Genomic DNA, 11,859 nt, shown 5'->3' with positions numbered 1-11,859 from the left:
GCTGCCGACGACCAGGCTCCGCGCCGTCGTCGCCGTCGCTCGCGCAAGCCGCGCGGAGGTGCGGACGGCGCCGACAACACTCCGTCTGCCGAGTAGATAACGCAACTTGCGCGCAGCTGCACCACTCCGTTTGTGCGTGCGGGTATGCTTGATTCAAGCCCTCTTGCCATTGTCGACAAGGGGGCTTTGTGCTTTCTTATCCTCCATCTACGCCTTGGGAGCGGGTGCGCGACGCGACGCTTGAACTTTTGTCGCCCACGCGCTGCGTTGCCTGCGAGCGCCCGGGGTCTTTGGTGTGCGACGCCTGCGCCGCGCGCATCGTGACCATCGACCCCATCTTTGCCTGCCTGCGCTGCGGAGCGCCTTTTGGCAGTCTTCTCTGTACAGAATGCCAATCAGAATCTAGCCAGGACGACCAGGGCGAGAACAGCTGCCTTGCGGCATGTGTGTTTGAAGGCGTGCCCGCGCGCATCGTGCGCGCTTACAAGGATGGGGGCGAGCGCCGCCTTGCCGCATGGATTGCACATGCGCTTTTTGGCGCCGCGCATCGCGCTCAGAAGGCAGTTCCCAAGCGCATGGATGCCTTTGCCCTCGACGCCGATGCCGTGGTCTTTGTTCCAGCAACGCCCGCGGCATATCGACGTCGCGGGTTTGACCATATGGAGGCGGTTGCTCGCGAGTTCTCTAACCTAATGGGGATTCCCGTACTCGATGCGCTTGCGAAATGGGACGCGTGCGACCAGCGAAAACTTGGCCGGGGAGGGCGCCTGGCAAACGCGGCGGATGCGTATGACGTGGTGGAGCCCGTTGCTGGCATGCGTCTTCTTTTGATCGACGACGTTATCACCACGGGGGCGACAATGGGCTCATGTGCGGAGGTTTTGAAGCGGGCGGGGGCGGTTAAAATCGATTGCCTGGCGTTCGCGCGCGTGTGGTAATGGGGCATAAAAACGTGTACATCGCTGCATTGTGGCCGCGTTTACGTGCGAAAACGCTTTACTCCTGATATAATTCGCTTCGTTCTCCCCAGGCTGTGGTTGCGGGGGCGCTCAGGCGCTTCTCAGTCCATGACAGACGCGGTCAAAGGGATCCACGTAAGCGTCCGCGTGCGCGCGGCGCGATCATGGCGCGTCCTAGAAGTAAGCCGCACCGTCCGTTTTTCCTTTTGCGAGGCAATGGTTGCCTCCCGGACGAGCGGGTTAGTAGTGAGGGCCGCTGAGGCGGCGTGAGCAAACGCTCCAGTGCGCAGGTGTGGGGTCAAAAACCAGGTCAGCTGGGGGGACGCAACGTATTTTTCCCGCGCATGGGCGCGGACCGTAAGAGGACGCCCTTCTTTGGGGGAATGGAGAAGACGATGCTGCGCGTAAGGAAGACGACCCTTGCGGCCACGATGATGCTTGCTTTGATGGCTGCCCTTGGCTTGGGCGGCTGCTCGCTGTTCACACCGTCGTTGAGCGAGGATACTCAAAGCGTGGTCGCCAAAACCGATATCAAGTCATCGGCGCTGGTGACGGAAGGCAAGCTTACTGTCGCCCTCGATACCTCCAACGCCCCGCAGGCCATGACAAACCAGGATGGCAGCATCGCTGGCTATCAGGCCGACCTCGGCCGTTCGATTGCCGAGCATTTTGGTCTCGATGTCGTTTTCGTCGACGCCACGAGTGCGGAAGACGTCCTTACATCGGGCAAGGCCGACATCTATCTGGGTGCCACTTCCGGCGACGCCTCGTCCAAAGTCAAGGTCACGGGCGATGTCCTCGAGGATGCGTGCGCGATCTTTGGCAAATCCGACTCCGGTCAGCTCAGCGTGAGCGCCTCCAATCTTTCTTCTGCAACTATCGGCGTGCAGATGTCTTCTGCCTCGCAGGATGCGCTTTCGCGCGCAGGCATCAACGCCCAGCAGAAGACCTACAACAACGTCAACGAGTGCTTTGCGGCGCTTGAGTCCGGCGAGGTTCAGTACGTGGCGTGCGATATGACTGCCGGTTCGTACCTTTCGCGCGCCTACAGCGACATTTCCTTTGGGGGAACGATCGCTTCGGTGTCGAAGTTCAGCGTGGCGACTCTGGCCACCAACAGCGAGCTGACAGAAAAGCTGGGCCGCGTCCTCGATACCATCTGCTCAGACGGCACGCTCGATGCCATCCATACGCTGTGGTACGGCTCAACCCCTACGTCTCTTGCCAATACGCTTGTCTCCGGCGTGGCGATTAACGAGTCGGACTCGGGTAATAATTCTGATGAAACGCAGGACGATACGACGAGCGATTCTGCCGATTCTCAGTCTACTGCAGCCGAGGAACAGCCCTTGACGGTTGACATCAACGACGTCAATCGATAAAACGACCAGGTCAGATATACCATTGCAATCTCCTTGCGCCCGTAGCCCACTTTGGGGCTGCGGGCGCAAATCTTCGGCGGCTGGTGTCATCCATTACGTAAACGGGGGTTTACATTTCTCGGTTACCCGCGCGGCAAGTTGGGTATGAACAAAGTACTTTAAGGTCCCCTATAGATTGGAGTCGCGTATGGATATCAAGGTTTCTGGGCGCAAGACGACCGTGACCGATGCTCTGCGTGCGCGCGTTGACGAAAAGATCGGCGAGGCTTGTTCGGTTTTCGACATCAGCCCCATGACGGTTGATGTCGTTTTGCGCTACGAGAAGAACCCCGCTAATCCCAATCCGGCAATCGTCGAGGTTACCATTCGCGCCCGCGGCTCGGTGATTCGCGTGGCCGAGCACGGTTCCGATATGTATGCCGCTATCGATAGCGCAGCCGATAAGGCTACCCGCCAGCTTCGTAAGTTCAAGACCAAGGTAGTGGACAACCGTCAGCAGGGCGCCTCTGCTGCAGAGGTTGCCCCCATCGAGCCCGTCGAGGACCTTGCAGACCTGCTTATCCCTGCAGACGAAGACGATCAGCTGGTGCGCGAGAAGGTTATCGACGTCACGCCGATGACCGAGGAGCAGGCACTCGTCCAGACCGACCTTCTGGGCCATGATTTCTATGTCTTTGAAAATGCCGCAACGGGCCTTATAAATGTGGTCTATCACCGTAAGAATGGTGGATACGGCATCATCAAGCCGAGGATCGAGACTCTCGACGAGTAAACTATGCATGGTAATGCATGAACAAGGATGGCGGCCATCCCATGCGGGGTGGCCGCCTTTTTCTATGAAGGAGCTTTGCCAATGAGCAAATCCACCGTCGGAGGCCATTCCAGCCGCTGCCGTATCGTGATCGACACCTGCGCCGATCTTTCGCCCGAGATCGCGGCCACGCTCGATGTGGATATCCTGGGCTTTCCCTATATCTTGGATGGCGTGGAATACACCGACGATATCTGGTCGTCCATTACGCCGCATGAGTTCTACGAGAAGCTTCGTCAGGGTGCCCATGCCTCAACCTCTGCTGTATCGCTGGGGCGCTTCGTCGAATTTTTCACCAGCTGCGCCGAAGAGGGCACGCCTACGGTATACCTGAGCTTCACCGCCGGTCTCTCGTCCAGCTACAGCTCGGCCTGCCAAGCGGCCGATATGGTGCGTGAGCAGTATCCCGATTTCGAGATCTACGTGGTGGACAATTGCTCACCTTGCGGAGCTGCCGGCCTTTTGGCGCTCGAGGCGGTTCGCCAGCGCGCTGCCGGCCTCAGCGCTCGCGAGCTTGCAGCCTGGGCAAACGAGGCAAAGCACTATATCCACGGCTTCTTTACGATTGACAGCCTGGATGCGCTCGCGGCGGGCGGACGCATTCCCCCTGCGGCGGCGCAGCTCTCCAGCAAGCTCGATATCAAACCCGAGATGTCTTACGACTTGTCCGGTTCGCTTACGCTTGTGGGTGTGAATCGCGGTCGCAAGAAGGGACTCAAGTCGCTCGTCAAATCCTTCAAGGAAAACTACGTGCTCGATCCGGCACTGCCGGTAGGCATTCTCACCTCCGATTGCGAGAAAGATGGCGACTGGCTCGAGTCTGCCATCCGTAAAGAGGACGGATGCGCCGAGCTGACGGTCTTGCGCGCTTCGGTGGGCCCCACCATCGGCTCGCATGTGGGTCCGGGCATGGTCGCTATCGTTTTTTGGGGTAAGAACCGTACGGAGAAGATCTCGCTTACCGATCGTATTGCCAATCGCGTGCGTGGCGCCGAGGGCGCCAAGGCCTAAAGCCTCTTTTCCCATCGATTATCATTTTGCATGCACACGTTTGACGTTTAAGGAGTACCTGCATGTCTGACAAGAAGCTGTCTGTCGCATTCATCGGAACGGGCATCATGGGCGCGCCCATCGCCGGCCACATCTTGGATGCCGGCTATCCCGTCACCGTCTACAACCGCACCAAGGCCAAGACCGATGACCTTGTGTCTCGCGGTGCCGTGTGGGCCGATAGCCCCGCCGCTGCTGCCAAGGACGCCGATGTCGTCTTCACCATGGTGGGTTATCCGGCAGACGTTGAGGAGATCTATCTTTCCGGCGACGGCTTGCTGGCTGCCGCCAAGCCCGGCACTTACCTTATCGACCTCACCACGAGCGCTCCCGAGCTCGCTCGTGATATCGCTGAGGCCGCCGAGACCTACGGCAAGCATGCCTTCGACTGCCCGGTGACCGGCGGCGATACCGGTGCTATCGCCGGTACCCTCACGCTGATCGTCGGCGCAACGGATGAGGGCATCGAGCCCGTCCGCGACATCCTCGAGACGTTCTCCTCCAAGATTTACTGCTTTGGCGGCCCGGGCAAGGGCCAGGCTGCAAAGCTCGCCAACCAGGTGGCGCTTTCCTCTTGCATGGTGGGCATGGCCGACGCCCTTTCCTTCGCCCAGCAGATGGACCTCGATCTTGCCGAGACGCGCGAGATGATCCTGGGTGGCACGGGCCGCTCCGGTGCCATGGAGCAGCTTGCGCCCAAGTCGCTCGATGGCGATTGGAAGCCCGGCTTCATGGTGACGCATTTCCTCAAGGACCTGCGTTTGGCGCTTGCCGCCGCCGAGGAGAAGGAGCTTGCCCTCCCCGGTGCCGATACCGCATTCACCCTGTACGACATGCTCGACGCCATCGGCGGCAGCAAGCTGGGCACCCAGGCCATCACGTTGCTGTATCAGGAGGAGGCCGACGCCGTGGCGGCTGGTCTCGATTGGTCGCTCTACAATCCCCCCGTCCATGACGAGGACGAGCACGAGTGCGGCTGCGGCCATCACCATGAGGATGGCCACGAGTGCTGCGGCGGCCACGGCGACCATCACGGTCATCACGAGGGCGGTTGCTGCTGCGGTGGCCACGGCCACGACGCAGAGTAGGGCGTAATGGATATCGCTTTTATCGTCTGTTCGCTGCTGCTCTTTGCATTTAGCGTGTACATCGGGTTTCTTATTGGAAACACGGTGGGCGTGCGCGCCGTCACGCGTGCGGACTATTGGAAGATGAACGGCGCTGCCATTGTCATTGCCGTGCTGCTTTCGTTCATCTTGGCTGCCGTCCCGCTGTTCTACTCTGTGGATGTCGGCCTGCTTGCCGGCGCTATCGTGGGCCTGAAGATGGCCTTTGGCGAGTCGGTGGGTCCGTGGGCCGTGCACGACAAGGCATTTAACGTGAACCGCTCGCATCGCGAGACTGCCGAGAAGGGATGCGGGGAGGAGCGCCGTAGGCGCCGCGCTTCCCGTGAGGACGCACCCGATCTTATCTCGGTGGAAAAGAAGTCCCGCACGTCCGGTTCGCGCAAATAGGAACGAAAGGTAGATTGGTCATGGCAGAAGAAATGAAACAGGAGCTTTCCGCCGAGGAGGCCGAGCAGCTCGCGCTTGTGGAGAACGATCGCGATGCGCTGAGCGCTTTGGTCGACGACCTCTCCGGTCACAGCCGTCGCAAGCGCCAGATGGCCGCTCATGTGATGCTACTCGTGGCACAGCGTGAGCCCGAGCTGCTTTCCGAGTTCATTCCCGACCTGATCGATGCGCTCTATCGTCCGGAGGCCCAGACGCGCTGGGAGATTCTCGATGCTCTGACGCTGCTTGTTCCCGAGCATGCTAAAGAGATCGGTGCCGCCTTTGACGGCGCTGAGGCCGCTCTGTTCGATGACCTTTCTTCGATTTTGCACTTCTCGGCCTTCCGCCTGCTTGTCACCTGGGGTGCCACCGAGCGCGGCCGGTCCAAGAAGGTTTGGCCCATTCTCGACGAGGCGATTCAGTGCTATCACGGCGATTTGGAATATCGCGATATGCTCGGTTGTCTTCATGAGTTCGCCGAGGGCAAGATCGAGGGCGGCGTCGCTGCCGAGCTTGCCGGCCGTTTGCAGTTCGATGCCGAGAACGGCAAGGGCAGCTATCTCAAGGCGCGTTCTTCTGAGATTTACAACATGCTTGTTAAGCGCTTTAAACTTGAGAAGCCTCAAAAGCGCGCTCGCATGGTGGCGAAAACCGACGAACCCAAAGACGACGAGGAGTAGCAGATGGCCCACGACGTAGTACTTATTCCCGGAGACGGCATTGGACCCGAGATCACTTCGGCCATGCGCCGCGTGGTGGACGCTTCTGGCGTCGATATCGCGTGGAACGTGGTGGATGCCGGCGCTGGCGTGATGGACGAATTTGGCACGCCGCTGCCCGAGCATGTGCTCGATGCCATTCGCTCCACCAAGGTTGCCATCAAAGGTCCCATCACCACGCCGGTGGGAACGGGTTTTCGCAGCGTCAACGTGGCCCTGCGTCGTGAGTTTGACCTGTATTCCTGCGTGCGCCCCTGTCTGTCCATGCCGGGCGATGGTAGCCGTTATACCGATATCGACCTGGTGATTGTGCGCGAGAACACCGAGGATTTGTATGCGGGCATCGAGTTTGACGAGGGGGCGCCCGAGGTAGCCGAGCTCTCGCAGCTCATCGAGGCGTCGGGGCAAAAGACCTTCAAGCCCGATTCCGCCATCTCGGTAAAGCCTATTTCCGTTTCCGGTTCGCGTCGTATCGTGGAGTACGCCTTTGAGTATGCTCGTCGTTGCGGTCGACATAAGGTGACGGCAGTGCACAAAGCTAACATCATGAAGGCAAGCGACGGCTTGTTCCTGCGCGTTGCCCGCGAGGTGGCCGAGCGCTATCCGGATATCGAGTTCAACGACAAGATCGTCGACGCCACCTGCATGGGTCTGGTGCAAGATCCGTACGCCTTCGACGTGCTGGTCCTGCCCAATCTGTACGGTGACATCGTGAGTGACCTTGCGGCGGGCCTCGTGGGTGGCCTTGGCATGGCGCCGGGCGCCAATATCGGCCGCGACATCGCCATCTTCGAAGCAACGCACGGCAGCGCTCCCGACATCGCGGGCAAGGATATCGCCAATCCCACGGCCGAGATTCTTTCTGCCTGCATGATGCTCGATCACCTGGGCGAGGGCGTGGCCGCCACGCGCATTCGCGAGGCGGTCAAGAAGACGCTTGCCGCCGGCGAGTCGGTGACGGGCGACGTTCGCCGCGCGCAGACCGGCTCCGCCGAGGGATGCGTGGGCACCCAGGCGTTTGCCGACGCGGTAATCGCCAATCTGTAGAGATGCTATTATGTGAGCCCCGATATGGCAGTATTGCGGCTCACTGCTGTGTAGCGCAGTCACTATGCGCACGGATAAGGAGAATGCACACGATATGGGTTTGATTCAGAAGAAAAACGATCGTGAAGAGGTCGACGGCATCGAGATTATCGGCCGTGGCGATACCCCGGGCGATATCGACGAGAACGAGGTGGAGCTCGTAGAGGGTACCTCCGCTGAGCATATGGCCGCTGGCACTACCGCCGAGAAAGAGGCCGAGCCCGCTGCCGCAAAGGTTCGCACCTGTCCCAAGTGTGGCACGACTCTTCAGCCCACTGACAAGTTCTGCACCGGTTGCGGAAGCAAGATGGCAGATCCCTTTGCCCCTGCAGCCCCGCATTGTCCTAACTGCGGCAAGGAAGACGACGATGAGGAAGACGAGGCCGCAGGCTGCGGCAAGCGCCAGAAGATCGCCATTGCCATCGCCGTTGTGGCCGTGATTATCGCTGCTGTTTTGGGGTATTTTATCGGTTCGGGCGGTTTTGCCCACAAGGGCGCCGACTCCGCTTCCCTCACGTCCGATCAGCTCGATACCGTTGTGGCTTCGTATTCCTATAACGGCAAGAGCATCGATGTCACCGCGCGCGAGGCTATTGAGAGCCAGTACAGTCTGGACAGCGTCAAGCAAAGCGACGACACCTATCCCACGCCTTCCGCCGATATCGTGCTCTCCTATGCACGTAACCACATTCTGCTTAACGAGGCCGAGGCTCGCGGTATCTCCGTTACCGAAAAGGAGATGAAGGAGTATGCCGAGGGCGCTTTGGGCATGAGCGATTACAGCCAGATATCTCAGCAGTACGGCGTGACCAAGGATCAGGCAAAGACCATCGTCAAGCAGCAGGCTACCATGCAGAAGCTCTACGATAAGATCGTGGGCACCTCTTCTGCCACCATGCCCGAGGCCCCCGCGCAGCCAGAGGACGGCAACGAGGACACCGCATCTAAGGATTACGCCGACTACATCATCAAGCTTGCGGGCGATGAGTGGGATGCCGAGAAGGGCACCTGGGCTTCTACCGACGGTGTGTACGCGCAGGCGCTTGCCGGCCAGGAGTTCACGGCTGATTCCGCTACGTATGGCCAGGCGCTGACCGCCTACTACACGGCCTATCAGCAGTACGCGCAGGCCAACTCTGAGTCTGGCGGCAAGTGGACCGAGTTCGTCAATGGCCTGTATGCCAAGGCGAATATCACCCTGTACGGTCTGTATCAGTAAAGATACTGGGAGGGCACGATGTCGCTTCGTGTTCTTATAAGTGAATGCCTGCTTGGCGCCCCCGTTCGCTACGACGGGGGCGCCAAGCCCTCTTTAGCGGTCGAACGTTTAGCGCACTGCTTGCGCAGGCGCGGGGGAGAAGGGACGGTGGTCCCCGTTTGTCCCGAGGTCTTGGGCGGCCTTGCCTGTCCGCGACCGCCGGCGGAGCGGCGCGGGTCGCGGGTCGTCACGGCCGAGGGCGTTGACGTGACCCGTGCGTACGCGGATGGTGCTCGCCGTTCGCTCGATATCGCACGCGCATGCGGCGCGAGTCTTGCTATCCTGAAATCCAAGAGCCCATCGTGCGGCCTTGGCCGCATATACGACGGCACGTTTTCGGGGCAGCTTCGCGCCGGCTCTGGCGTGACGGCCGCCTTGTTTGAGCAGGAAGGACACATCGTGGTAGCAGACGAGAAGCTTGTTGAGTATTGCGAGCCAAGCATGGAGCATCCCATCGCGTTGGTGCTTGGCAGCGGCCTGGCCCCGCTTGCCGATGAGGTGCGCGTGGTGCGCCGCATCAAGTACGAGGATATCGATGGCTTTCCCACCGAGGCGATTCCTGTAGAAGGGCATCGCTACGAGGTGATCATCGGCACGCTTGAGGGTGTTCCCGTGGTGGTGTATCCGGGCCGCGTGCACCTGTATCAGGGCTATAGCCCACTGCAGGTGACCTCGCTTGTTCGTCATGCTCATCGCTTGGGTTGTCGCGACATCATCCTCACCTGCGCTTCGGGCGCTGTTTCTGCTGTGGCCTCGGGCATGGTGGGTCTCATTACCGATCACATCAACCTTACTGGCCAAAACCCGCTGGCGACCCCTCAAGGTGTCGCTGCCGCCGAGGCGGATACGCCGTTTATCCCTATGGCGGGCGCTTACTCTGGCTACCTTGCCGAGTTTGCCCGTGCGGCGGCTCGTGATGCGGGTCTGCATCTTGCGGAGGGCGTATATGCCGGTCTGTTGGGTCCCACGTATGAGACTGCCGCCGAGGTGCGCATGCTCAATACACTAGGCGCCGACTACGTGGGCTGCTCGACGGTGTGCGAGGCCATCATGGCAAAGGCTTTGGGTATGGAGGTCTTGGGTGTCACGCTTGTGACCAACAAAGCGGGCATGATCGATAACAGCCACGAAGATGCTCTCAAGGCTGCCGAGAAGGCGGCCACTGCAACTCAAAGTGTGCTTAAGAGCACGATTTCATACCTGGGTGGTCACTAGCGACTCGCGACTGCGACCGGCCACAGCACCGCACCTTGCCCTTCAATCGTCGGGCGCCGCACGCAAGGCGTGCGCCCTCCTCTTTCAGGGCAATCTGCGGCACTGTGGTCGGTCGCTCACTGTGTGTGTCAGAAAAACGACAGGTTTAATTTGACACATTTAATGAAAGGCCTTGCGCGTTTGCGCACTTACCCGTATGATTATCAACCGTTGACGCGCATGTGCCCGTCAACCGCATGATATGCCAACGTGGCTCAGCTGGTAGAGCAACGCACTCGTAATGCGTAGGTCAGCGGTTCGAATCCGCTCGTTGGCTCCATCGAAACGAGGAGGGTCCCGGCAACGGGGCCCTTTTTGCATTTGGGGGAGACGGGGATTCGAACCGATGAGGTCGCGAGGCGTGAAGCGGGCAGGCCGGTGGCCTGCCCGTAGCCGGCCGCGTGGCGGCGGATGCCGGAGGCATACGCGAATCCGCTCGTTGGTTCCATCGGGGCTATTAATATCTGCCGCTTTCTCCTCAGTGCTGCTTTTTCGTGCGCACGACGCTGCAACTGAACATTTGGTTTCGTTTGGGAGGAAGCACGTTTCTTTATTTAGGTGCAGTGCGCCTATGCTGGATGAACGGTCAATATCGAGTGGTGAACGGCGTGATTGCAAGATGACGCCAAATTATTTTTTCAAGCGATCATTGTGGCTTAAAAGCGAAAAATTGGTATTAAGGTATTCAGACCAGTTTTTATATCTTCATATCTGAGCAGGGCGTTAACGGCTGTTAAATGATCTTCATTCGGTAGTTTCGAGCGGAGAGAACGAAAAAAAATTTGATAAATCATGTTTCTAATTGGTTTCAAAATCGCAGGTGGAAGTGTTACCTAGAGGTAAACGGTCGAAATGAAGCCGTGAGCGGTTTAAAAGGCAACCTGCAATCAGCAACATCAATAGAAAGCTCATGGCTGATATAATTCCAATCAACTTATAACGTGGTTACAACCAGTTCCCACACTAAATGAACGCGACGGGTAATTAAATCAAACGTTGCCATGAGATTGATTAAGCGGAAGGACTTCACTGAATGATCGGTTTTATTTTGACGGGCCACGGCCAATTCTCTAACGGGCTCGCAAGCGCAGTCGATATGGTCGCTGGCGACCAGCCTGCTTTCCAGATTGTTCCTTTTGAAGGCGATCATGCCGCAGAGTATGGTGACGAACTCCGTGCTGCCATCCAGCAGATGCATGATACCTGCGAGGGCGTTCTGGTTTTCGTTGACCTTCTTGGTGGTACCCCCTTCAACCAGGCAATGATGATTTCTCAGGAAATTGATAACGTTGAGGTTGTTACCGGTGCCAATCTCCCCATGCTTCTCGAGCTTGTGCTTACCCGTGATGGCTCTACCTTGGAAGAGCTTGCCGGTCAGGCTGTTGAGATCGGTCAGATGGGCATCGTCAACAAGAAGCTCGAGCCCGTTGCAGCTGAGGCAGAGCTTGATGTATTCGACGACGATGAGGATGGAATCTAATGACGGTAGATTTTGGTCAAAGCATCCTTGCTTCTTCGATTGCCCTAGGCGGAATGCTTGTCATCATGGCGATCGTCTACTTCATCTGGTCGCGCATTGGTCTTAAGAAGAAGCAGAAGTACTTTAAGGAACTGCATGTCGAGCTTGCCCCCGGCCAGGAAATTATGTTCGCGGGAGGCATCTACGGAACGGTTAAGAGTATCGACGGCGATAAGGTCGAAGTGAAGGTTCGTTCCGGCGCCGTGCTCGACGTCTCACGTTACGCGATCCAGCAGATCGCCCAGTAAAGGTTCTTATGGACGAAGAA

General features: G+C 58.7%; 12 protein-coding genes and 1 tRNA gene. All 13 read left to right on the top strand.

Annotation, left to right across the window (positions count from 1 at the left end; translation table 11 throughout):
* The first annotated feature begins 188 nt into the window (after positions 1 to 188).
* The 13 genes from BQ9843_RS01305 to yajC all read left to right on the top strand — a co-directional run bounded on the left by BQ9843_RS01305 (position 189) and on the right by yajC (position 11,839).
* Positions 189 to 938 (top strand): ComF family protein, encoded by a 750-nt coding sequence (locus BQ9843_RS01305; RefSeq protein ID WP_075843571.1) that lies wholly within the window; start codon positions 189 to 191, stop codon positions 936 to 938.
* Positions 939 to 1,354: 416 nt separating this feature from the next.
* Positions 1,355 to 2,341 (top strand): substrate-binding periplasmic protein, encoded by a 987-nt coding sequence (locus BQ9843_RS01300; protein WP_075843570.1) that lies wholly within the window; start codon positions 1,355 to 1,357, stop codon positions 2,339 to 2,341.
* A gap of 187 nt (positions 2,342 to 2,528) precedes the next feature.
* Complete coding sequence (hpf, locus tag BQ9843_RS01295) at positions 2,529 to 3,113, top strand: ribosome hibernation-promoting factor, HPF/YfiA family (protein WP_075843569.1); 585 nt, start codon at positions 2,529 to 2,531, stop codon at positions 3,111 to 3,113.
* 81 nt (positions 3,114 to 3,194) lie between these two features.
* Positions 3,195 to 4,163 carry a DegV family protein gene (locus BQ9843_RS01290; protein WP_075843568.1) on the top strand — a complete coding sequence of 323 codons (969 nt, stop codon included), beginning with the start codon at positions 3,195 to 3,197 and terminating at the stop codon, positions 4,161 to 4,163.
* A gap of 62 nt (positions 4,164 to 4,225) precedes the next feature.
* Complete coding sequence (locus BQ9843_RS01285; RefSeq protein ID WP_075843567.1) at positions 4,226 to 5,290, top strand: NAD(P)-dependent oxidoreductase; 1,065 nt, start codon at positions 4,226 to 4,228, stop codon at positions 5,288 to 5,290.
* A gap of 6 nt (positions 5,291 to 5,296) precedes the next feature.
* Entirely contained in the window at positions 5,297 to 5,716 is a 420-nt protein-coding gene (locus BQ9843_RS01280) for a hypothetical protein (RefSeq protein ID WP_040219830.1), read from the top strand.
* Positions 5,717 to 5,736: 20 nt separating this feature from the next.
* On the top strand, positions 5,737 to 6,435 hold the full coding sequence (locus BQ9843_RS01275; protein ID WP_075843566.1) for a hypothetical protein: 699 nt from the start codon (positions 5,737 to 5,739) through the stop codon (positions 6,433 to 6,435).
* A 3-nt stretch (positions 6,436 to 6,438) separates the two neighbouring features.
* A complete protein-coding gene (locus BQ9843_RS01270) occupies positions 6,439 to 7,521 on the top strand; it encodes an isocitrate/isopropylmalate dehydrogenase family protein (protein WP_075843565.1) in 1,083 nt (360 codons plus the stop codon).
* Between the two features lie 94 nt (positions 7,522 to 7,615).
* Positions 7,616 to 8,779 carry a zinc ribbon domain-containing protein gene (locus tag BQ9843_RS01265; protein ID WP_075843564.1) on the top strand — a complete coding sequence of 388 codons (1,164 nt, stop codon included), beginning with the start codon at positions 7,616 to 7,618 and terminating at the stop codon, positions 8,777 to 8,779.
* Between the two features lie 18 nt (positions 8,780 to 8,797).
* Positions 8,798 to 10,033: a purine-nucleoside phosphorylase gene (locus BQ9843_RS01260; RefSeq protein ID WP_075843563.1), complete on the top strand. Its 1,236-nt coding sequence runs from the start codon at positions 8,798 to 8,800 to the stop codon at positions 10,031 to 10,033.
* 243 nt (positions 10,034 to 10,276) lie between these two features.
* A tRNA-Thr gene (locus BQ9843_RS01255) sits at positions 10,277 to 10,352 on the top strand.
* A gap of 753 nt (positions 10,353 to 11,105) precedes the next feature.
* A complete protein-coding gene (agaF, locus tag BQ9843_RS01250) occupies positions 11,106 to 11,552 on the top strand; it encodes a PTS galactosamine/N-acetylgalactosamine transporter subunit IIA (protein ID WP_075843562.1) in 447 nt (148 codons plus the stop codon).
* Complete coding sequence (gene yajC, locus BQ9843_RS01245; protein ID WP_075843561.1) at positions 11,552 to 11,839, top strand: preprotein translocase subunit YajC; 288 nt, start codon at positions 11,552 to 11,554, stop codon at positions 11,837 to 11,839. The genes agaF and yajC overlap by 1 nt, the downstream gene beginning before the upstream one ends.
* Positions 11,840 to 11,859 lie beyond the last annotated feature (20 nt).

The organism is Collinsella bouchesdurhonensis (genome assembly GCF_900155365.1).
GTDB lineage: Bacteria > Actinomycetota > Coriobacteriia > Coriobacteriales > Coriobacteriaceae > Collinsella > Collinsella bouchesdurhonensis.
The sequence above is the reverse complement of the archived record's forward strand: the minus strand, read 5'-3'. Positions and strand labels throughout refer to the sequence as shown.